General features: G+C 48.0%; 20 protein-coding genes. 13 read left to right on the top strand and 7 right to left on the bottom strand.

Features of this window, described 5'->3' with window-relative positions:
- Window positions 1–3: 3 nt before the first annotated feature.
- Together LZG94_RS24885 and LZG94_RS24880 are read right to left on the bottom strand one after the other, a co-directional pair.
- Window positions 4–1,455 (bottom strand): MBOAT family protein, encoded by a 1,452-nt coding sequence (locus LZG94_RS24885; RefSeq protein ID WP_233794370.1) that lies wholly within the window; start codon window positions 1,453–1,455, stop codon window positions 4–6.
- Window positions 1,456–1,716: 261 nt separating this feature from the next.
- Window positions 1,717–2,697, bottom strand: coding sequence for a GlxA family transcriptional regulator (locus tag LZG94_RS24880; RefSeq protein WP_233794369.1), 981 nt, complete (start codon window positions 2,695–2,697; stop codon window positions 1,717–1,719).
- 148 nt (window positions 2,698–2,845) lie between these two features.
- Here LZG94_RS24880 and LZG94_RS24875 point away from each other — a divergent pair, with 148 nt between their 5' ends.
- From LZG94_RS24875 to LZG94_RS24840, 8 genes are all read left to right on the top strand, one after another.
- On the top strand, window positions 2,846–3,292 hold the full coding sequence (locus LZG94_RS24875) for an SRPBCC domain-containing protein (protein WP_233794368.1): 447 nt from the start codon (window positions 2,846–2,848) through the stop codon (window positions 3,290–3,292).
- A 307-nt stretch (window positions 3,293–3,599) separates the two neighbouring features.
- Window positions 3,600–5,990, top strand: a complete 2,391-nt coding sequence (locus LZG94_RS24870) for a TonB-dependent receptor (RefSeq protein WP_409013363.1) — start codon at window positions 3,600–3,602, stop codon at window positions 5,988–5,990.
- 36 nt (window positions 5,991–6,026) lie between these two features.
- Window positions 6,027–7,259: a DUF4374 domain-containing protein gene (locus LZG94_RS24865; protein WP_233794366.1), complete on the top strand. Its 1,233-nt coding sequence runs from the start codon at window positions 6,027–6,029 to the stop codon at window positions 7,257–7,259.
- Complete coding sequence (locus LZG94_RS24860; protein ID WP_233794365.1) at window positions 7,256–8,089, top strand: AraC family transcriptional regulator; 834 nt, start codon at window positions 7,256–7,258, stop codon at window positions 8,087–8,089. Before LZG94_RS24865 ends, LZG94_RS24860 begins: the two co-directional genes overlap by 4 nt.
- 37 nt (window positions 8,090–8,126) lie before the next feature.
- Complete coding sequence (locus LZG94_RS24855) at window positions 8,127–8,459, top strand: hypothetical protein (RefSeq protein ID WP_233794364.1); 333 nt, start codon at window positions 8,127–8,129, stop codon at window positions 8,457–8,459.
- Between the two features lie 3 nt (window positions 8,460–8,462).
- Window positions 8,463–8,762, top strand: coding sequence for a hypothetical protein (locus LZG94_RS24850; protein ID WP_233794363.1), 300 nt, complete (start codon window positions 8,463–8,465; stop codon window positions 8,760–8,762).
- Window positions 8,752–10,470 (top strand): PepSY domain-containing protein, encoded by a 1,719-nt coding sequence (locus LZG94_RS24845; protein ID WP_233794362.1) that lies wholly within the window; start codon window positions 8,752–8,754, stop codon window positions 10,468–10,470. Before LZG94_RS24850 ends, LZG94_RS24845 begins: the two co-directional genes overlap by 11 nt.
- Window positions 10,460–11,179 carry a DUF4198 domain-containing protein gene (locus tag LZG94_RS24840; RefSeq protein ID WP_233794361.1) on the top strand — a complete coding sequence of 240 codons (720 nt, stop codon included), beginning with the start codon at window positions 10,460–10,462 and terminating at the stop codon, window positions 11,177–11,179. Before LZG94_RS24845 ends, LZG94_RS24840 begins: the two co-directional genes overlap by 11 nt.
- Window positions 11,180–11,215: 36 nt before the next feature.
- Here LZG94_RS24840 and LZG94_RS24835 read toward each other — a convergent pair whose 3' ends face one another.
- The gene (locus LZG94_RS24835) at window positions 11,216–12,238 is read right to left on the bottom strand and encodes an LLM class flavin-dependent oxidoreductase (protein ID WP_215231942.1); all 1,023 of its coding nucleotides are present in this window, start codon (window positions 12,236–12,238) and stop codon (window positions 11,216–11,218) included.
- Between the two features lie 117 nt (window positions 12,239–12,355).
- Between LZG94_RS24835 and LZG94_RS24830 the strand changes: the two genes are divergently transcribed.
- From LZG94_RS24830 to LZG94_RS24815, 4 genes are all read left to right on the top strand, one after another.
- On the top strand, window positions 12,356–13,270 hold the full coding sequence (locus LZG94_RS24830) for a pirin family protein (RefSeq protein WP_233794360.1): 915 nt from the start codon (window positions 12,356–12,358) through the stop codon (window positions 13,268–13,270).
- The gene (locus LZG94_RS24825; protein ID WP_233794359.1) at window positions 13,206–13,754 is read left to right on the top strand and encodes a hypothetical protein; all 549 of its coding nucleotides are present in this window, start codon (window positions 13,206–13,208) and stop codon (window positions 13,752–13,754) included. Before LZG94_RS24830 ends, LZG94_RS24825 begins: the two co-directional genes overlap by 65 nt.
- A 102-nt stretch (window positions 13,755–13,856) precedes the next feature.
- Window positions 13,857–14,900 (top strand): SDR family NAD(P)-dependent oxidoreductase, encoded by a 1,044-nt coding sequence (locus LZG94_RS24820; RefSeq protein WP_233794358.1) that lies wholly within the window; start codon window positions 13,857–13,859, stop codon window positions 14,898–14,900.
- A gap of 76 nt (window positions 14,901–14,976) precedes the next feature.
- Window positions 14,977–15,789 carry an AraC family transcriptional regulator gene (locus LZG94_RS24815; protein WP_233794357.1) on the top strand — a complete coding sequence of 271 codons (813 nt, stop codon included), beginning with the start codon at window positions 14,977–14,979 and terminating at the stop codon, window positions 15,787–15,789.
- Here the strand turns inward: LZG94_RS24815 and LZG94_RS24810 are convergent.
- A complete protein-coding gene (locus LZG94_RS24810; protein ID WP_233794356.1) occupies window positions 15,786–16,022 on the bottom strand; it encodes a hypothetical protein in 237 nt (78 codons plus the stop codon). The two genes, LZG94_RS24815 and LZG94_RS24810, sit on opposite strands and share 4 nt — an antisense overlap.
- Window positions 16,023–16,135: 113 nt before the next feature.
- A complete protein-coding gene (locus tag LZG94_RS24805; RefSeq protein WP_233794355.1) occupies window positions 16,136–17,398 on the bottom strand; it encodes a hypothetical protein in 1,263 nt (420 codons plus the stop codon).
- Window positions 17,399–17,504: 106 nt separating this feature from the next.
- On the opposite strand from LZG94_RS24805, the gene LZG94_RS24800 reads away from it, so the two are divergent.
- A complete protein-coding gene (locus tag LZG94_RS24800; protein ID WP_233794354.1) occupies window positions 17,505–19,067 on the top strand; it encodes an arylsulfatase in 1,563 nt (520 codons plus the stop codon).
- A 67-nt stretch (window positions 19,068–19,134) separates the two neighbouring features.
- Here the strand turns inward: LZG94_RS24800 and LZG94_RS24795 are convergent, their stop codons facing one another.
- Both LZG94_RS24795 and LZG94_RS24790 read right to left on the bottom strand, forming a co-directional pair.
- A complete protein-coding gene (locus LZG94_RS24795; RefSeq protein ID WP_233794353.1) occupies window positions 19,135–19,389 on the bottom strand; it encodes a hypothetical protein in 255 nt (84 codons plus the stop codon).
- Between the two features lie 68 nt (window positions 19,390–19,457).
- Window positions 19,458–20,882 carry a DUF1080 domain-containing protein gene (locus LZG94_RS24790; RefSeq protein WP_233794352.1) on the bottom strand — a complete coding sequence of 475 codons (1,425 nt, stop codon included), beginning with the start codon at window positions 20,880–20,882 and terminating at the stop codon, window positions 19,458–19,460.
- Window positions 20,883–20,918 lie beyond the last annotated feature (36 nt).

The following is a 20,918-nucleotide window of genomic DNA, read 5'->3' as shown; positions in this document are numbered from 1 at the left end:
ATATTAAAATTGGAAATAGATGAAGTTACCTGCCGGGTTTTTTGTAGCGCTAAAAACGATCGCTATCAAAAAGAAATAATAGGCAGCCCATCTTATTCTCGGATTTGGGTAAATAAGTGTCCGTAACTTATCATTTGCCATCACATATTCCATTACCAATAATACGACCAGAAAGAAAACAGACGTAAGAAGATCTTCCGGTTTCAATCCCACACCCCGGAATTTCAATGACATAGCCATCGGATCAGTATAATCTCGGATATCCGAAAACATGTGTGTGATAATGTAAATAGCGTCGCTCAGGTTATTGCTTCGGAAGAAAATCCATGCGAATGCAACAAATATGAGTGTCAGGATCATGCGCATCGCATTTACGAGCACACTCGCACTATCTGCTTTCTGAATATTGAACGTCTTTTCAACGATCAGACCGAGTCCGTGTACAAAACCCCAGATCACGTAAGTCCAGTTGGCGCCGTGCCATAAACCGCTCAATGTGAACGTAATAAGAAGATTCCTGTTCGCATTGAAGGTGGAAGTGCGGTTCCCGCCCAGTGGGATATAGAGATAATCCCTGAACCAGGTTGACAAGGAAATATGCCACCTGCGCCAGAACTCCGTGAGTGATCTCGAAAAATAAGGCGAAGCAAAGTTCGGTCTCATATCGAAACCCAATAGTCGTGCAGTACCAATTGCGATATCAGAATATCCGGAGAAATCGCAATAGATCTGGAACGTAAAAAATATCGTCGCCACAACCATTGGAAAACCCGTATACGCTTCCGGGTTGTTATAAACCGTATCTACCAAAATGGCAAGACTGTCGGCAATAACTATTTTTTTAAAGAATCCTTTTAGAATAAGGCGACCGCCACTTGCTGCAAATGCATAATCAAATTTTCTCTTTTGGAAAAACTGCGGTAACAAATGTTCCGCCCGCTCGATCGGCCCGGCTACGAGCTGTGGAAAAAAGGAAACGAAAGCGAAAAAGTTCAAAATATTATGAGAAGGTTCAAGCTTTTTCTTGTAAATGTCAATCGTGTAACTAAGCGACTGAAAAGTATAAAAGCTGATACCGACCGGAAGAATAATATGAAGCGTATATACATTAATAGGTATATTCATTTCAGTCAGCATCCCGATAAAGCTATCAACAAAGAAGTTGAAGTATTTAAAGAAACCCAGAAAGCAAAGATTAAAGACGATACTCACCAAAACGAGCCGCTTTCTGAGAACAGGATTTTGTGTTTTCCAGATCTGATGTCCCAGAAAGTAATCAATAGAAGAACTGGTAAATATCAGCAACAGAAATCTCCAATCCCACCAGCCATAAAAGAAATAGCTTACAACTAGCAGAAAAGCATTTTGCGCTTTTAAGTGCCGGTTCAATACAAACCAGTACAAGACGAATACAATTGTGAAAAACACAATGAACTCGATAGAATTAAATAGCATAGTTAGTATTGAAAGAGGGGAACGTTTGAGATCTGTGCTTATTTACTACTCATTTTTAAACGGCATTTCAAATATTCGGGAGGGTCGGGTTATCTTCGCTTGAAGTGTTTCGTTGAGGTTTGACTACCACTGACAGCGTTGTTACTAAATCAAATTTAGATAAAAAAGAGCGAGCCGATCAGAAATTTGGGACGACCTCCCGATAATTAGGGGTAATGCAAGAGAATTTACTGGAAAAGGCTAATGATCTCTGGCATCGGGTCAGTTCAACGCATCCTTATTGTATTTCAACCTGTATTCCAACGGAGATACGCCGGTCACCTTTCTAAACACTTCCCGGAACGCTTTCATATCGGAATAACCCGTTTCGTACATCACTTCCTTGATGTTTTTGCTGTTGGTTTCAAACGATTTTTTGGCAGCTTCCATCTTTACGCGCTGGGCATATTCAATGGGTGTATTGCCTGTTGCCCTGATGAATCTGCGGTCGAAGTTCCGCCTGCCGACGGCAAATCTGGACGCCAGCTCGGCAATGGAAATCTTGCTTTCCACATGCTTTTCAATGTAAACCTGCGCCTGCCGGATGATCTCGTCTTCATGCGATTTTTGTCCGGCGAAGATGATAAAAGGGGACTGCGCTTCTCTCTCCATATCAATTTGAAATACTTTGGAACAGAAAATGGCCGTTTGCCGATCAAAATACTTTTCGACCAAGTAAAGGATCAGGTTGAGAAACGAATATGCGCCGCCGTTTGTGTAGATCCCGTTTTCGTCTGTGATCAACCTATCTTTCTGTACATCGATCTCAGGGAATTTTGCTTTGAACAAATCTGAAAATGCCCAATGCGTAGAGCATGTTTTTCCATTGATCAAACCTGAGGAAGCCAGCAAAAAAGCGCCGGTGCAAATACTCGCGACCTCCGCGCCGCCCCGATACTGGTCGCGGATCCATTGAATCAAAGGCTGGTTCTTCTCAACTGCCTGTTCGAACTCGTGGTTCAGGGAAGGTATAATGATCAGGTTCGTTTTGGAAACAGCAGAAATATGCACGTGCGGCCGGACCGAAAACAGCCCGTCGTGAAAGTCCACCTGTTCCGACAGACCGGCCAGCTCAATCTGATACAATGTCTTTTTATGATTTTCCTCCCAGTACTTATTTGCCCTTTTCAAAATCTTGTAAGCGCCTATAATGCTGCTCAGATTATTTTCTCCGTCGGGTACAAGGATGGTGATCTTCTTCATCTTTTTTGTTGCAAGATAGAGATAGGTATTGTCCAAATCAACCCGCGATAATGTCCATTTTACACTGCACTAATATCCTGTCAAGCCTATACTTTTGACCACGTAACTATATCAAACTTTCATTTGAAACTTAAACACGCAAGCAACTATGGCGGATATCTTACACAGGGTCGGGATCAGATCAGACTCATTACAAGACGTTTATAAAGCATTAACAACCACGGCAGGCCTCGCGGGCTGGTGGACGAGCAATACAAAAGGGGAAGGCAACCGGGTCGGCAATATTATTGAGTTTAGATTCGGCGCCGGCGGATTTGATATGAGAGTCGCCGAACTTGAAGAGCCGAGCCGGGTTGTGTGGGAGCTGGCCGATGGCCCCCAGGAATGGATGGGAACAACGATCAGTTTTGACTTGAAGCAAGACAATGATTTCGTTATTATCCTGTTCAAGCATGCCAATTGGACCGAACCGGTGGAATTCATGCATCATTGCAGCACAAAATGGGCTATATTCTTACTGAGTTTGAAATCGCTGATTGAAGATGGGAAAGGCAAACCTGATCCCAACGATATTAAAATAGACAACTGGAATTAGGTTTCATCAAGTTTACAAAAGGGGATTGGAAAGCAACCAATTCCCTTTTTTGCATTCTATCCCCGAAAAAAGATCCAGTTAATCCAACTAAACAGGCAGATTGTATAAGCGATTTAGTGCCAAACTGACTACATTTGCGCAACTATTTAGAATAAGTCTACTTACTAATAATATAAAATATGATTTGAAAGTATCCAATTCTTAGCTGCCAATATCAAATTATAAAGCAAAAAAGCCGGATGGTTCGTACCCACCCGACTCCCGCGCCGAGGCGCTATGCTTTCCAACGCCAGAACATTTTAAAGCAATGCAAATTAGTAAAATTCTGCATACAGGGCTCCTTTGTATGCTGTCAATCATCGCCTTTGCCCAGCAGTCCCGCATCGCGCCGGCCACTGCCTCGCTCGCTGGCCAGGTACGGACGGAGGACGGTGAGGCGCTTCCCGGCGCATCGGTCAGCCTGAAAGGTACCTCTTACGGTACGGTTGCGAATGCCGATGGGAAGTACACGCTCGAAAACGTGAGCCCCGGCGCCTATCAGCTAATGGTCACCTTTGTGGGTTACCAGCCGCTTTCCAGGGAAATTATACTAAAATCGGGAGAATCTGACAAGCATAACTTCAAGTTGGTTTCTCAGACCCGGGAACTGGAATCGCTTTCGGTGATCGGTCGGTCGGAAACGCGGGAGGTCAATCGCCAGGCGTATAATGTGACTGCGATCGACGCTAAAAAACTGCAAAACTCGACGCTGGATTTGTCACACGCACTTGACAGGGTATCCGGAGTACGCGTGAGGGAAAGCGGCGGCGTAGGTTCCAATATGAATTTCTCCCTCAACGGTTTCACGGGAAGACAGGTAAAGTTCTTCCTCGATGGCGTGCCGATGGATAATTTTGGTTCATCGTTTCAGCTTAACAATATCCCGATCAACCTCGCCGAGCGCGTGGAAGTGTACAAAGGTGTGGTACCGATCTGGCTGGGGTCCGACGCACTGGGCGGGGCCGTCAATATCGTGACCAATACCCGCCAGAACAGCTACCTCGATGCATCCTATTCATACGGTTCTTTCAATACCCACCGCACCGCGATCAATGCGGGTTTTACCAGCAAAAACGGTCTTACAGCCCAGCTGAATGCATTCCAAAACTATTCGGACAATAATTACTGGATCAATGTGGATGTCGCAGATGTGAATACCGGCGAATATTTCCGTGACCAGCGCCTGCGCCGTTTTCACGACACTTACCATAATGAAACTGTGATCGCGAATGTGGGTGTGGTGAATAAAAAGTTTGCAGACCGCCTGCTGCTGGGGATAACGCTGGGTAAAAACAAAGCCGAGATTCAGACCGGCGCGCGGATGGTGAGCGTGTTCGGAGCGTGGCACCGGAAGGGGAATATCGTAATGCCCAGTTTGAAATACTCAAAAAAGGATCTGTTTGTCAAAGGTCTGAGTGTCAATATTTCAGCAAACTACAACCTGGGGCAGGAACAGAATGTCGACACCGTGTATCGCCGGTACAACTGGTTCCAGCAATTCAAACAATATGAGGGTTTGGGCAGCGAGCGTGAAAGATCGCTTTACAGGTTCCGGAACAACAACGGGCTGGCTACCGCCAATGTTACCTACCAGATAGGCGCGCGCCATTCATTGACCGTTAACAACGTTTACAACACCTTCAACCGAAAAGGCGAAGACGAACTTTTTCCCGATGCGGAAAAATTCGAGCAGCCCCGGATTAACAAGAAAAACGTGCTCGGGCTCGGGTATAAGTTTGATTACAGCGAGCGTTGGAACACTTCTGCATTTGTCAAACATTTTTCTCAAAACAATAAATACTCAATATCCTACAACCCGAGCGGGAACTGGGGCGACAATGCGTTTCTGGAACAAAAAAGCAATTTCACAAAGCTGGGCTACGGAATTGCGTCCACGTATTTCCTTCGCAAGAATTTACAGTTAAAAGGCTCATTTGAAAAGAGTTACCGCCTTCCTGAAACCGACGAGCTATTTGGTGACCTGATCAATCTCGAAGGTAATATTGACTTGGATCCGGAAACGAGCTATAACTATAATCTGGGTTTCAGCTATCAGGCAAATATCAATCGGGTGCACCGTTTCAGCGTCGATGCGAATGTGCTTTACCGCGATGCGCAGGGTTTCATCCGCCCTCGACTGAATGCCAATCAGACCAAGCAGGTAATGGATAACCTGGCCGACGTGACCAATTTCGGTGTGGACGGCGAAGTGCGGTATTCTTACAATCAGCTGCTCACCGCCGGTGTAAACCTGACCTACCAGGACCTGCGAAACAATACGCGTTTTGAAGAAGGCTATACCACCGAAAGCCCGCTGTACCGCGACCGCATTCCCAATATGCCGTTTATGTTCGGCAATGCCGACGCAGCTCTATTCCTGAAAGATTTTGGAAGAAAAGGCAACACGCTGACCTTCGGCTACAACCTGCTTTTTGTACACGCTTACTACCTCTACTGGCCGAGCATGGGCAGCGACAAACTCGACATTCCGCAGCAGCTGAGCCACGATGTGAACGTGGTGTATGCCATGGCGAACGGGAAGTACAACATCTCTCTGGAATGCAAAAACCTGCTCGACGCCAAGCTTTACGACAATTTCAGCTTACAAAAGCCCAGCCGCGGTTTCTATGTCAAATTGCGGTATTTCATCAGTAAATAAAAACTTACAATTCATAATATAATTCAAATCAAAAAAATGAAAAAGTCATATCTCAAGTGGTTTTTATTTGCAGGATTGGGCCTGTCGATAGCAGCGTGCACGGACGAAAATACTTCCGAACCGACACCGGATCCTGAGCCAGGCACCAGCTCCCGCTATGTCGTAGCTTCTACGCCGGTAGGCTCGTCAGGTGTAGCCGACTATTTGCTGACCACGAGCGATCTTACCCAGGGAACGATCAGCACGATCGGAAACGGGATTGAGCAGGACGGTTCTTACCGGTATTACCTCACCCTTAAAGGAAAATTTTTCAGCCTTTTATATGGACAGGGAAATCCGGGTGCGGTTACTACCTATTCCATGGACGATAAAGGAAAGCTGGAAAAAATCTCGGATTTCCAGAGTGAAACGGTTCAGATATGGAGCACTGCCGGTGATGATCTTTTGACTTTTAAAGTGCCAAGGAGCGGAAATGAGAATGCTTCGTGGTTCAGGATCAATGCTGATCAATCCAAAATCGTCGCTGAGGGGCAACTCAATATCGTGAAGCTGGCGGGCAATGGCGAACGTGCGCATTATACCTGGGCGACTCAGGTGGGCGACAAAATTTTTGCCCCTTATATGAGCATCAAAGGCGTCGCTCCGGATGCTTTCGGAACAGCCTACCCGGACAGCAGCTGGATTGCGGTTTACTCCTACCCTTCCATGCAACTCGATAAAGTGATCAAGGATAACCGGACGAGCTTCTTCGGTTCGTATGGAAAAAACGGGCTTTCTGTTGACGAAGCTGGCGATATATATGCTTTCTCACCTTCTGTCGCAACGAACAGCGGAAAACAAACTTCTACCAAACCTTCTGCGATTGTAAGGATCAAAAAAGGCACTACGGAATTCGACAAGAGCTACCTGTTTAATGTGCAGGAAAAATCGGGCGGCAAAAAGGTAATTGCCCATACTTATCTGGGAAAAGGTAAGGCGCTGCTTTATATGCTCGTTGACGGAAATAACCAGTACGGACCTGTCAAACTCGCTATTGCTGATCTGTATAACCAAACCTTCACCTGGATTACCGGCGCGCCGGAAAGTATCGTTTCGAGCTCTGCCGCTTACAACAACAATACAATAAGTGCGGATGGAAAAACGGTGTATGTGGGATCCAATACAGAGGCAGGAAGCTGGGTATATGTGATTGACATAGAGCAGGCAACTGCCAGACAGGGCTTGAAAGTAGAAGGCGGCGCGATTACCGCTATTGTAAAAGTAAAATGATCGATTTTAAAGATTATCCCCTTCATCAACTTGGCGGTGCATTCTTTTCGATGACCACCATTGAAGATGCCGACGAATACTTCTTCGATGGTATGCACCGCCATGATTTTTATGAACTGCTCTGGTTTACCGATGTCGGACCAGAGCAGGCACATTATATTGACTTCAACAAATTCACAATTGATCCGAACCAGGTTTTTCTGCTGCTGCCCGGCCAGGTACACAGTATCCATCAGCGTCACAAACGCGGGTTTTTAATGGCTATTTCGAAGGATTTTTTTGAAAAGATGCTCGGCGGGGACATTTTCTGGTTCCAGGAATATTCCAGCAACTTCACCATCGTACTACCGGACGATTCGCTGCACATTTTCAATACGCTGATGAAGCTAATCCGGCTGGAAAATGATGGTTACCGCCGCCCGGCGATATTGGAATCTTACCTGAGGAGCTGGTTCCTGCATTGTGTTGAAATTAAAAAACAGCTTACTCCGGTCACACACAGCAATCCGCGCATACAAATACTCATCGAATCCATCGAAAACCATTACCGCAAGCAGCGTAATGCGGATTTTTATGCCGCGCAGCTTTCTATCAGTGCCAAACGACTTAATGAAATTACCCGGGAATCTTTCGGCAAAACCATCAGCCAGATGATCAACGATCGCCTGATCCTGGAAGCTAAACGCGAAATGGGCAATGTCGAAAAGCCGATCAAGGAGATCAGCTACGCGCTGGGATTTTCCGAGCCAGCCTATTTCACGCGGTTTTTCGGAAAGCACACCGGGTACGCCCCGCAGGATTTCAGAAAACGGATCGCTTCACCGGAATAAGCATTTCTATAAAAAGCATTCATAAATAAAAGGTAACATGTTCAGCACCATTTGTTTACTCTTTCTCGTCGGCTTTGTCTGCTGGATGAACACTTCCCGGCGAATCGCCTGGAACGATAAGAATCAGGTTATGGCCAAATTGGCATCCAACCCATTTTACGGCCGGTGCGCAGCCGGAGCAATCTTCCTGGTGGCAACGGTTCTCTGTGTAGTCGCGCTGGGCTGGGGCAGCGGGCTATTCGCCGCGATCGTCGTCTTGATGACCGCCGGCTCTGTTTCCGTGCTATTCTTCCCATTCAATTATTTCGGTACCAAAAGCATTGCACTGCTCTATATCTGCGCACTCGCAATTGAACTTATTACCCGCTGACCTATGCCTGCCAATAAAAAATACCTGACAAAATCCCCCTGGCTGCGGCTGAGCAAGATCCTCGCCGGGATGGTCGGCGGCTATGCCGTAACGATGAGCCTGCACCTGTTCCTGACTGCCTTTTTCCCGAAAGAAAACGTGATCATCACCGCCTTTTTCACAGGCTATATCCTCTGGGCTTTCCTGCTGCTGTACGCATTCATCGCTACAAACGTGTGGCGCGTGTGGGCGATCTACATTGTACTTACCATTGTGTTCTCATTGCCTTACCTGCTGAAATTCAACCTCAATCATGGATCTTAGGAAGTACAACATCTATTTTCATACGCATACGATAAGTGGTATTTTCATTGCCGCTATCCTGTATGTGATCTTTTTTGCGGGCTCTTTTGCTTTTTTTAAGGACGATATTTCAGCCTGGCAAAAGGGTACCTCGATCGTTGCCCGCAAACCAGTCCAGAAGTTCAACCCCGTGATCGATTCGCTTGCGGACAAGCATAACCTGCAAGGCCGGAACCTGGATTTTTACATGCAGCGCCAGGGCCAGGGTGCCTACGTGAGTATGAGCGCCTCAGCCGATACGACCATTACGAAGCCCAAGCCGAAACCCAAAAAAGAGGAAAAGAGAAGAGGGCGCGGCCGGCGCGGAGGCGATGACGATTCGGCCTATTTCCTTTACAGCTTTACAGATAACAAAGCCGCGGGCGAATATGCGAATGCCTACGATATGGGCGAGTTTCTATACCGGCTCCACTTCCTCGCACAGCTAAACCAGGTTTTTCCATTCAATATAGGTACACCAATAGGCTATCTGATCGCAGGTATCGTTTCATTTCTCTTTCTGTTTGCGTTGATAACGGGTTTGCTGCTGCATTGGGACAAAATTAAATCCAACTTCTTTGTTTTCAGGCCGCTGAGTAAATGGAAAACGGTCTGGACGGATATGCACACGGCATTGGGTGTGATCGGCTTTCCGTTCCAGCTGGTATTTGCAGTGACAGGCGTGGTACTGATCGTGAACTATGTGATCCTGAGCCCCTTCGCCAGCCTGCTTTACGAAGGCAATTCTGACAAACTCTACGAAAGCCTGCAATACAACCGCAACATGACGGCTGAGTATACTTACAAGCCGATGCAGGCAGGCTTCGACTTGGACGCATTTGTTACGAAATGGAAGAAAGAATGGAAAGGGAGCGAGATTACGCGTGTGAGCGTCCGCAACTACATGGACGAAAGCATGCAGGCCACTTTGGAATCCAAACCGAATCCGCAAGCAGCATTCGCAGGATCGGGGCTGGTTCAGATGGAAGTTATTTCGGGTAAAATTCTGGCAAAAAAATCACCAACTACCGACGGAAACTACATCGATACCGTGAAGAGCCTGGTATTTCACCTGCATTTTGGCGATTTCGGTGGCAAGCCGCTGCGTATTGTCTTTTTTATCCTTGGGTTAATGGGCTGCGTCGTGATCATTTCCGGTATCCTGATCTGGTTCGTGGCGCGGGATAAGGTGAGCACCGACGCCTACAAAAGGAAGTTCAACTTCTGGGCGAGCAACGTTTTTCTGGCAACCTGCCTGAGCATGCTTCCCGTGACCGCATTCACATTTATCATGCTCAAAACGCTGCCAAAAGTAGATCAAACGGCCATTTACCACACCTACTTTTACAGCTGGCTGATATTGTCGGTGTACTTCATCATCCGCCGCGACTTCCCGCTGATGAACCGCCAGACGTTACTCCTTTCCATCGTGCTATGCCTGGGCGTACCCATTGCAAACGGTATTTCCACCGGCCTCTGGATGTGGACTACCTGGGGGCAGGGTGCGTTCGATATCTTCTTCATCGATGCACTGTTCCTGGCGCTGTCGGTCTGCTGCGCGTTCGCTTACAGGCGGGTTCGTTTGGAGGCTAAACCGTTCAAAGTGTTGAAAAATGAGAAGAAGGAGCAGACAACATTTAAAACACAATCACTTAAAGTAAATGTCAATTTCAAATCTTATGATAACTAGAAAACTGATCCTTTCGCTGGTCGCATTGGTCGCCGCTATTTCCAACTTACAAGCACATGCATTGTGGATCCAAACTTCCCCGACCGGCGCGGCGGGCAAAGAGCAGCAGATAAAGATCATTTATGCGGAACCAGACCAGAAGCCGGAGAAACTTTCGGAATGGTATTCGGATGTAAAAGAATTTGAACTCTGGCTCACCGCACCGGACGGTAAAAAAGAGAAACTTCCGACGGTTGCCGGAGAAGATTTTCTTACCTCCAAATTTACACCTGCCCAGGAAGGTATTTACACGATATCAATAGGTCACACAGCCAAGGAGCCAGGCGGGACTACGGTATACCAGTTCAATGCAAGTGCACTGGTAAAAGTGGGCAAAGCTTCAACCGGAAATGACGCGACATTGAATAAAAACGACCTGAGCGTATTCGCAAATGCTTCTCAGACCTACAAAGTGAATAAACCCTTAACCCTGAATACTTTATACAAGAACGCACCCGGCGAGAAAATAACCGTGACCATTTCTTCACCGAGCGGCTGGTCAAAACAAATCGAGAGCAACGCCGAGGGCATAGCCGAGTTTACCCCGATCTGGCCGGGCACCTATTACATTGAAGCCTCAAAAAGCTGGAAAGAAAGCGGCACACAAAACGGAAAGGAATATAAAGCTGTCTGGCGAGCCGCTACTTTGCTGGTGGATGTGTCAAAATAGCTTTGTTTTTTGGGCCCCGGGCGGGGCCCAAAAAACTCAACGCCACCCCAACCCGGGCGCCACGTGTTCCAGGATCGCGGACAATACGTGCACGTTATAATCAACTCCCAGTGTATTGGGGATTGTTAAAAGGATTGTATCTGCTTCCTGAATAGCCTCGTCCTGCGCCAGCTCTTTGATAAGCTGATCAGGTTCGTCGGCGTAGCTTCTGCCAAAAATGGCGCGCTTGTCTTGTTCAATCATACCGATTTTATCGCGCCGGCTTGCTTCCTGACCGAAGTACATGCGGTCCTGATCATTTACCAATGCGAAAATAGAGCGGCTTACTGAAACCCTCGGCTCGCGCTTGTGCCCCGCCTTTTTCCAGGCCTCTTTATACAGCCTGATCTGCTCGGCCTGCTGCACGTGGAAAGGCTTGCCGCCTTCGTCGTATTTCAACGTGGAGCTTTGCAGGTACATGCCGTTTTCCGCCGCCCAAACGGCCGTAGCATTGGAAGCTGCTCCCCACCAGATGCGTTCCCGCAGTCCTTCCGAATAGGGTTCCAGACGCAGCAGGCCCGGCGGGTTTGGAAACATCGGGTACGGATTAGGTTCCGCGAATCCCGCACCTTTCAGCCTTTCCAGGAATTCCAGTGCTTTGCGACGTCCCATTTCCGCGTCGGTCTCTCCCTCGGCCGGTTCGTAGCCAAAGTAGCGCCAGCCGTCGATCACCTGTTCCGGCGATCCTCTGCTGATACCCAATTGTAATCGGCCTTCCGAGATCAGGTCAGCCGCGCCGGCATCTTCGACCATATAAAGCGGGTTTTCATAACGCATATCGATCACGCCCGTTCCGATTTCGATTTTGCTTGTTTTGGCACCGATGGCCGAAAGCAATGGAAAAGGTGATGCCAGCTGAGATGCAAAATGGTGTACCCGGAAATACGCACCGTCCAAACCGATTTCTTCGGCGGCAACAGCCAGGTCAATGGATTGAAGCAAGGTATCGCTCGCTGTGCGGGCGTTATATGCCGGATGATTTGCCCAATGCCCGAACGATAAAAATCCTATTTTCTTCATAAGGTTCTTTCAGAGTCATTTTCATATTAGACAGATTATCCCGCTTTAAAAGTTCCTGGCAGCCGGGTTTCGGAACATTGGTCCTGGTAACTAACTTTGTTTCAAAATCACATTTTTATGCTAGATATAGTCATTGAGTCCAGGAAAGCGGAAATCGTTCCGGGTTTTCAGGTAAAACGCATTCTCCCCTATCAGCTACGGAGGATGGTGGGACCGTTTATCTTCATGGATCATGGCGGACCGGTGAGTATACCCACGCCAACTGCAACGAATCTGGATGTACTGCCACATCCGCATATTGGTTTGTCGACGGTAAGTTATCTGTTCAGCGGAAACGTAACCCACCGGGATAGTCTTGGAGTAGAGCAGGTTATCAAACCCGGAGAAGTGAACTGGATGACAGCCGGAAAAGGCATAGCGCACAGCGAACGCTTTGAAGACCCGGCTATGCTGGCTGGCGGCGAGCTGGAACTGATACAAACCTGGGTCGCTCTTCCTGAAAAAGACGAAGAATCCGACCCTTCTTTTAAAAACTACACACCGGAACAATTGCCCATATTCACCGACACGGGTGTCTGGATGCGTTTGATCGCTGGTGATGCATATGGTCTCAAAAGCAATGTCAGTACCAGCTCCCCGATGTTCTATCTCCATATTGTGCTTGATCAGGGGGCAAAGTTTGGCCTGCCTCGGGAACATAGCGAAAGAGGTGCATACATTGTGAATGGCAGCGTTGAAGTGAACGGTATTACCTACACGGCAGGAAAATTGCTGGTTTTCTCAAAAGGCGTGGATCCGCTGATCATCGCAAAGGAGACTACCACACTGATGATGCTGGGCGGGGAGCATTTGGGCGAGCGTTACATCTGGTGGAACTTCGTTTCCAGCCGCAAAGAGAGGATTGAACAGGCGAAAGAAGATTGGAAGCAGGGTCGCATTATACTACCGCCAAACGACAACGGAGAATATGTTCCGCTGCCGAAAGACAATTCCAGACCCGCAGGCGGACCTCCTCCGCAAGCATTATCTTAATCCCAATCAAAACGCAAACAGTATTTTGTACGCGATTCTTCTTCTCCTGCATTCTCTCTTTCGCTGGTTGGTGCTGGCGTCACTATTAGTCTCTATTGGTACAGCTTATCAAGGGTTTAGTGGTAGAAAGCTTTTCACAGCGACTGCCAATAAGATCCGACACTGGACTGCGACTATCGCCCACATACAACTGATATTGGGTGCCTGCCTGTACTTTGAAAGCCCGATTGTCAAGCTGGTGTCGCCGGATACCGGTAGCGGGTGGGCCCAGGACCAACCGTTTTTCTTTCGCTACATTCATGCCGGGATGATGATTATTGCGATTATCGTGATCACGATCGGTTCTGCAAAATCAAAACGGATGAAAACGGACCAGCAGAAGTATCAAACCATGTTCCGGTTTTTTCTCGCAGCACTGGTCATCTTGCTTCTGGCGATTCCATGGCCATTCTCGCCATTTGTAGCCCGTCCCTATTTTCGCTAATACCGGTTATGACATTTTGAACAAAGTAAATTGACATTTTGAACAAAATGATCACGCAGGCGGTCCTGTAATTTTGTCCTATCACATTTAAACAAAAATGACATGGGACAGAACAATTGTCAGGGAGCTTTACAACAGCCGGTCGGCTCGGGGTTCAACGCGACATCCACAGCAAGTGATGTAATCAAAGGGATTGATTTGACAGGAAAAATCGCCATCGTGTCCGGCGGCAATGCAGGTATTGGTTTGGAAACCACCAGGATTCTGGCCGCAGCCGGGGCCACGGTGATCGTTCCTGCGAGGGACTTAGAAAAGGCGCGAAAAAATCTGGCAGGCATTCCAAATGTGGAATTGGGGAAAATTGATTTTATGGACCCTGCTTCGATAGATGCATTTGCCGACTCTTTTATCGCAACAGACCGGCCCCTACATTTGCTGATCAACAACGCCGGCATTATGTGGGTGCCTTTGCGCAGGGATAGCCGCGGAATTGAATCGCAATTGGCCACCAATTATCTGGGGCAGTTTCAGCTTACTGCCCGGCTGTGGCCCGCGCTCAAAAAAGCGAACGGCGCGCGCGTTGTGAACGTATCGTCGCTTGGCCACCAAATGGCCCCGTTCAACTTTGAAGATCCGAACTTCCTCCATCGCGACTATCAGACATTGCAGGCTTACGGTCAATCCAAAACGGCCAGCAATCTATTCGCCGTCGAGCTGGATCACTTCGGCAAACAGTTTAATATCAGTGCTTTTTCGCTGCATCCAGGTTCTATACACGGGACTGAACTGGGCAGAGAAGCGTCTTTGGAACTGTTTCAGCAAATGGGCTTTCTGGATTCCGAAGGCAATCTTTTACCCGAAGTACTGGCATCCTTGAAAACCATTCCGCAGGGTGCAGCTACGACTGTCTGGTGTGCTACAAGTCCAATGCTGAACCATCTTGGCGGCGTATATTGTGAAGATGCGGATGTAGCCGAATTAAGCCCGGAAAGTACTGATAGTGAGGTAGCTACCGAGCAGCGTGGCGTAAAATCGTATTCCCTGGACCAGGTAAGTGCCCGGAAATTGTGGGAGTGGAGCGAACAGATCACCGGTATCACTCTCGGACAGGACATGCACGCTGCTGCACCCGCATTTGTGAATTAACCTGATTTTACTCAGAATTGCTGATAATTTTGTTACGCTGTTCGTATGAACCTAGCCGCTATCACTCGCTGAGAATATGGATCACATTTCAAAGTACCTGACCAAGGAGATCAAACTTTCCAGCTACGACGACAAATTGTTTAAGTCAGACCTGATGTTTGATGATCACATGCTGATCTGGTTTATTTCCGGAGAAACAAAAATAATACAGGCGGATACTACTCACTATTTCAAAACGGGCGACATATTCCTGATCCCGAGAAATCAACTGGCCACAATTGTTAACTATCCCAAAAATGGACAGCCGCATAAAACAGTGGTCATGCATTTGTCAACCGAACGGCTGAAACGGTTCTACGAAAAAATAGAGGTTAATAGAAACGTTAGCGCCGTGCAAAAGATTTTCAGCTTCCATAATCACCCCTTTCTGGAAAGTTGCCTGGCTTCATTAATACCATACTTTAATGTGAAAGGCGAATTTCCGGAAAGTATTGCTTCACTAAAAATTACGGAAGCGATTACAATCCTGAGAGAAATTGACAAGACGGTCGACACCGTGCTGGCAAACTTTGACGAACCGGGAAAAATTGACCTGATCGATTTCATGCAGCGCAATTTTATGTTCAATATGCCGATGGAAAAATTAGGCTATCTTACTGGCCGGAGCTTGTCGACGTTCAACCGGGATTTCAGGAAATTATTTGATATAACGCCCCAGAAATGGCTTACAGAAAAAAGGCTCGAACTTGCCTATTATCAACTGTCGGAAAAGAAGAAAAAACCCACAGAAGTATACCTGGAAGTAGGCTTCGAGGATCTGTCCCATTTCTCTTTTGCATTTAAGAAAAAATATGGAATTGCCCCGACGCAGCTACATTCCCGCGCTTAGCCCAATCCTTCTATTGTGGAAACAATTGCCTGCAAGAGCCCTTTGTCGATTTTCACAGGTTCGCCTTTATCCTGCATTACCCGGAAGTTTCCTTCGTTGTCCTTTTCCAGGATCAGTCGCTGGTCCCCTACCTGCACATGTAATTGGTAAGCATAACCAAAAGTGACAACGGTAACAGGGAATTCAAGGGTTTCTCCCTGATATTCCACTGGAATTAGTATTGGCTCTTCCATAAATAATTTCGAAACGCTGAGTGATAAGAAGCAAATCTCCCGAAACTTCAACTAAGGATCAAATCTCTTTAACACCGGAAATAACAAGCGCGCCGGATTTAAAAATCGTGCCGTTACAAAACCACACTGAAATAGCCCCTTTTACCCCGCTGCGTTCCCAGGAAGATTAGCTTTTCGTTGCCTTGCCACTGCGGGAGATAATCGTCGGAAGGAATAAGGTCCGGCAGTAGTTCCACCCGCCTGACCTTGCCAGTGGTGAGGTCGCGGACCCATAAGCTGTAAGAAATGAATGAAGGATTTGCACGGCTACTCAGGAAGGCGAGCTGTTTTCCATCGGGCGAGAACGAAGGATTGGTATCGATCCAGCCGGGGTGGGTCTCAAAAAACTTTTGCTCGCCCGATCCATCAGTCGCATACAACGAAATAGCAAAACGCACCTGCTTGCCGCCGTCGCTTCGCGTGCGCGATACAGCAATATGCCGGCCATCGGGCGACCAGTCTATATTCGCCTGCCGGAAACTATTCAGATCGCGGAACCGCATTGGCGGGGTCAATGGCACCGGAGCGCCTCCCGCTACCGGCATTTTCCAAAGCCTGCCCTCTTCTTCGGTAACTGTCGGGAAAGCCAGCCAGTTACCGTCTGGCGACCAGGTCAATCCATGTAGCTGATCCAGATTTTCCAGCGGAAGTGTACGGGTAGTGCCAGTGTCGACGGTGTAAATAACCACGCCCTTTTCAGTCCGCGACAAATACGCAACCTGTTTTCCATCATCTGAAAAAGCGGGTCTGAAACCTTCTCGGGTGATCAATTTCGTAGAAGTAACCTGCTCATTTTCCAGTTCTGCCAGATACAAGGGCGATAAGTTTTGACCCGGGGCTGGTACCATCGCAACTGAGTAGAGCGCTGTTTTCCCATCGGGCGTCACCGCCCCGCCTGTTACCAGCTCCGATGTGCCGAAGCCCGGATAAAAAGCCGATTGGGAAAGTGGGCCGCTGGTAGCCATAACCGGATCGGAACTGACGGGCGGCGCGCCTTTGGCTTTTGAGACGATACGGGCTACCAACTGCACACCGCGCCCGGCTGTGGGGATATGGATTGATTTCTGATCCGCACGAACGGTCCGGTACGTTTGAAACGGGCCCAGTTCATCAGCAGCGATCTGAATCTCATACTCCTCTGCTTCCAGATCCGCGATGTCAGGGCATGGCAACATGTAACAGATAATGCTGATCCCCTCCCAACTCAACTGATATTCGCTACCACTTACGATTATTTGCAAACCAACAGGGCGTACCCGTTTGGACGGGTCAATCGCTTCCTCTTTGCAGGCGTACAGGAAAAGGAGCGTGATCAGAAAGAGTAGTGAACGTTTCATAGTAAATACGTTAAGACGTTGGTAGCGCATTTAAGACGCTGATAAGGTATGAAAGGTTGGCAGATAGTTTCACGGCTTTTTTGACTTCTATAAAAAAATCCCTTTTATGATTACTAATAAAGCAAAGCAGTTTACAATACCCGGTGTCGCGCTGGCCATTTTGATTGCGGCAACCGGCTGGCAGTTTGCGGCAAAAGAAAATAAGGCGGCAAAACCCAACATAATCCTGATTAACCTTGATGACCTGGGTTACGGCGACGTGGGCGCGTACGGGGCAACAGCGCTGAAAACGCCGAATATGGACAAGATCGCGAATGGTGGTATTCGTTTTACAAATGGATATGCTACTTCGTCTACCTGCACGCCGAGCCGATTTGCATTGGTGACCGGCGTGTATCCATGGCGCAACAAGGACGCGAAGATCCTGCCCGGCGATGCGCCGCTGCTGATCGATACCGCGCAAATGACCATTCCGAAAATCCTAAAAAAGGCGGGCTACGCCACGGGAATCGTAGGAAAATGGCACCTCGGTCTCGGTGATGGAAATACGGATTGGAACAAAGAGATCAAACCCGGACCGAACCAGCTTGGTTTCGACTATTCGTATATCCTGGCAGCCACCCAGGACCGCGTACCGACGGTTTACATTGAAAATACCCGCGTAGTCGGCCTCGATGCGAACGATCCTATTCAGGTGAGCTACAAAGAAAATTTCCCTGGCGAACCGACCGGAAAAAACAACCCGGAGCTACTGAAAATGAAGTGGCACCACGGCCACGATCAGAGCATTACGAACGGAATTTCGCGCATTGGCTACATGAAAGGCGGCGCGAAAGCCAAGTGGAATGATGAAGAAATGGCCGATCTGTTTCTGACGAAAGCGCAGGCATTTATAACAGATCACAAATCAAAACCGTTCTTCCTGTACTACGCCATGCAGCAGCCGCACGTGCCGCGCACGCCTAATCCGCGTTTCAAAGGTGTAACCGGGCTCGGACCCAGAGGCGACGCCATAGCCGAAGCCGACTGGTGCCTGGGTGAGCTGCTTAAAACGCTTGACAAAGAAGGAATTCTGGAAAACACACTGGTCATTTTCACCAGCGACAATGGCCCGGTCGTGAACGATGGTTACCACGATGATGCGGTTGAAAAACTGGGAAACCACAAACCTGCGGGACCGTTGCGCGGTGGCAAATACAGCCTGTTTGAAGCCGGCGCGCGCGTTCCTTTTATTACCTATTGGAAAGGCACGATCAAACCGGCGGTTTCCGATGCAGTAGTTTGCCAGCTTGACTTGCTCAGCTCACTGGCGCATTTAGCCGGAGAAGAAGCGAAAGGTTTGGACAGTCAGAACTACCTGGATGTGTTTCTGGGTAAAAGTAAAAAGGGGCGGAACGAACTGGTGATCGAAGCGGGCTCGCGCACTGCGTTGCGGCAGGGCGATTTTGTGATGATACCGCCTTACAACGGTCCGGCTGTGAACAAGCAGGTCAATATTGAACTGGGGAATGCCAAGGAATATCAACTGTACAATTTAAAGACAGATATTGGTCAGCAGAATAACCTTGCGAAATCCCAGCCTGAGAAACTGAAACAACTGATCGCCGCCTATCAGCAGTTGGCGAAGGGTATTTCAAACCAAAAGACAGAAACGCTTAAACTGGAATAAGAGCGCGAACTCTTCCTGTTTCCGGGTAAATTAACAACTGATGCGGGGCCGCTTTTTGCAGCCCGCATCAGTCGTTTTCAAGCAAATTCCTATACTTATCAACCTGGCTTTCAAAGTTCCTTATCGCGACTTCGTAAATGATTTTCAGCGATTCCAGGTCGTCTATATCTTTTTCATAATCGTCGCTGGCCTGCACATTCCGATCGAGTTTCGATAGCAGTTTTTCGAGCTTTTTCAATGAACCCGCATTCTCTTCCGCGCGGTACTGATACCAATCCAGCAGTTGCCTGTAATTTTCTTTTAAGCTGTCTTTTTTCGCCATTGTTAAACCTTTATCCGCAGGTCAACAATATCTGTGCCACTTTTTTGGATGGCTGAATAATGCGCGCCCTACTCCCGCAAAAATTCGCGGCTTTCGGTTCCCTGCCTCAATATAACCTTTTTGTCCGCCAAACTGAATTCAAAAGTGGCTCCTTCGGCGGGATAGGAAAACGAATGCTTGCCGGTTACCTGCAGTTCGGCAGGTTTCTGGCCGGTCGGCTCGACACTCAGCCCGGTTTCGCTTTTTGCAAAAATCAGCTTATACCACGCCTGCACGCTGCTGTAAGTACCGATGTATGGTTCCAGGTCGATGCTCGCGATCTCTTTGGCGAGGCTGACAATCCCTGAAATATGATCGGTACCGATGATCCCGTCGCCCTGTTTTAGCCGCGCTATGATACCCCAGCCGTAAAAATCATTCGAAACGCCGATCAGCAGATCATTCTCACCCGCATTCAGGTTCAGATCGACCGTCGCATTCTGGATCGAAATTCTACCGTCGGGGTAGCGTTTCATATTCTGCTGAAACAGGTTTTTGTCTGCGAAAATGATCTGGTTGTTGAGAAATACCCAAACCTCGTCGCTGAAACCGAGTTGCAGTGCCACTTTTGCAGCTTCCTTCGCAGTAATCTTCGTTTTGAGCCAGATCGCCCTGCGTGTTTTACTGCCGCCGTGCTTCCTTGTCAGGTTCACAAAACCTACGCGTTCGGCCGCTATACTATCTGTAAAAAGTTGGGGTTTGGGCTGGTTTTGAAAGGCTAGTTCACTGCCTACCGGGAGCTCGAACGGCGCGCTAATTGCCCATTTTCGGAGGTAAAGTCCGTCGTGGTCAGTGATATCAGGCAATGCGAGCGGGCTCAGACCTTCCACTTCGTCGGGCTTCACGCGCACATTGGCAATATAGGAAGCGCCTTCAAAAGCAATACTACCCTCGGCCGCGGAGCCTTCCAGCCTGGGAATATCCAGTACCGGTTTGGTTGCATTGTTGAGAAAAACTTGCAGGCGTTTGCCCGAGATAATCAGTTTCAAATGATTCCACTCCCCCGGCTTCAATATCGCAGGCGCCTGATAGTCAGGATACATATCCCACATATTGATCCCATCAAAATAAGGACAATACTGTATTCCCTGATTCGCCAGCCCGTTGTTCACCCGCGACATGCGCAGGTACACGATCTCCTGCTCCCTGGCGTCTTTGCGATGGAAATAAATGCTTTCCGCGAATTCAGATTCAGAGGGATCAATGTCAAATTCAATGGTCCCGTTTTTGAAATGGAGGTCTTTCAAAACTACCTGGCCGGATCTTTTTTCGATCTTCATCGCCTTCGCGCCTTTGTACGTTTCGAAAGTGACCTTACCTTCCTGAAATTCCCATTTCTCCGCGTTAAGCGGAATAAGATAATCGACTTTTGCAGCAGCAGGACTTACTTTTTTCCTTTGACCAAAACACTGAACCGAGAGAAGAATGAGTAAAATGGGAACGACGTTTTTCATAGCATTTTTGCTTGTTTTGTTTCGAAGCAAAAGTGC

The sequence above is a fragment of the Dyadobacter sp. CY343 genome, from assembly GCF_021390335.1.
In the GTDB taxonomy this organism is placed as follows: Bacteria; Bacteroidota; Bacteroidia; order Cytophagales; family Spirosomataceae; genus Dyadobacter.
The sequence above is the reverse complement of the archived record's forward strand: the minus strand, read 5'-3'. Positions and strand labels throughout refer to the sequence as shown.

Excerpts from the sequence above, each read along its gene's own strand:
- LZG94_RS24885 (WP_233794370.1), bottom strand. The coding sequence starts at position 1,455 with ATGCTATTTAATTCTATCGAGTTCATTGTGTTTTTCACAATTGTATTC.
- LZG94_RS24880 (WP_233794369.1), bottom strand. The coding sequence starts at position 2,697 with ATGAAGAAGATCACCATCCTTGTACCCGACGGAGAAAATAATCTGAGC.
- LZG94_RS24875 (WP_233794368.1), top strand. The coding sequence starts at position 2,846 with ATGGCGGATATCTTACACAGGGTCGGGATCAGATCAGACTCATTACAA.
- LZG94_RS24870 (WP_409013363.1), top strand. The coding sequence starts at position 3,600 with ATGCAAATTAGTAAAATTCTGCATACAGGGCTCCTTTGTATGCTGTCA.
- LZG94_RS24865 (WP_233794366.1), top strand. The coding sequence starts at position 6,027 with ATGAAAAAGTCATATCTCAAGTGGTTTTTATTTGCAGGATTGGGCCTG.
- LZG94_RS24860 (WP_233794365.1), top strand. The coding sequence starts at position 7,256 with ATGATCGATTTTAAAGATTATCCCCTTCATCAACTTGGCGGTGCATTC.
- LZG94_RS24855 (WP_233794364.1), top strand. The coding sequence starts at position 8,127 with ATGTTCAGCACCATTTGTTTACTCTTTCTCGTCGGCTTTGTCTGCTGG.
- LZG94_RS24850 (WP_233794363.1), top strand. The coding sequence starts at position 8,463 with ATGCCTGCCAATAAAAAATACCTGACAAAATCCCCCTGGCTGCGGCTG.
- LZG94_RS24845 (WP_233794362.1), top strand. The coding sequence starts at position 8,752 with ATGGATCTTAGGAAGTACAACATCTATTTTCATACGCATACGATAAGT.
- LZG94_RS24840 (WP_233794361.1), top strand. The coding sequence starts at position 10,460 with ATGATAACTAGAAAACTGATCCTTTCGCTGGTCGCATTGGTCGCCGCT.
- LZG94_RS24835 (WP_215231942.1), bottom strand. The coding sequence starts at position 12,238 with ATGAAGAAAATAGGATTTTTATCGTTCGGGCATTGGGCAAATCATCCG.
- LZG94_RS24830 (WP_233794360.1), top strand. The coding sequence starts at position 12,356 with ATGCTAGATATAGTCATTGAGTCCAGGAAAGCGGAAATCGTTCCGGGT.
- LZG94_RS24825 (WP_233794359.1), top strand. The coding sequence starts at position 13,206 with ATGTTCCGCTGCCGAAAGACAATTCCAGACCCGCAGGCGGACCTCCTC.
- LZG94_RS24820 (WP_233794358.1), top strand. The coding sequence starts at position 13,857 with ATGGGACAGAACAATTGTCAGGGAGCTTTACAACAGCCGGTCGGCTCG.
- LZG94_RS24815 (WP_233794357.1), top strand. The coding sequence starts at position 14,977 with ATGGATCACATTTCAAAGTACCTGACCAAGGAGATCAAACTTTCCAGC.
- LZG94_RS24810 (WP_233794356.1), bottom strand. The coding sequence starts at position 16,022 with ATGGAAGAGCCAATACTAATTCCAGTGGAATATCAGGGAGAAACCCTT.
- LZG94_RS24805 (WP_233794355.1), bottom strand. The coding sequence starts at position 17,398 with ATGAAACGTTCACTACTCTTTCTGATCACGCTCCTTTTCCTGTACGCC.
- LZG94_RS24800 (WP_233794354.1), top strand. The coding sequence starts at position 17,505 with ATGATTACTAATAAAGCAAAGCAGTTTACAATACCCGGTGTCGCGCTG.
- LZG94_RS24795 (WP_233794353.1), bottom strand. The coding sequence starts at position 19,389 with ATGGCGAAAAAAGACAGCTTAAAAGAAAATTACAGGCAACTGCTGGAT.
- LZG94_RS24790 (WP_233794352.1), bottom strand. The coding sequence starts at position 20,882 with ATGAAAAACGTCGTTCCCATTTTACTCATTCTTCTCTCGGTTCAGTGT.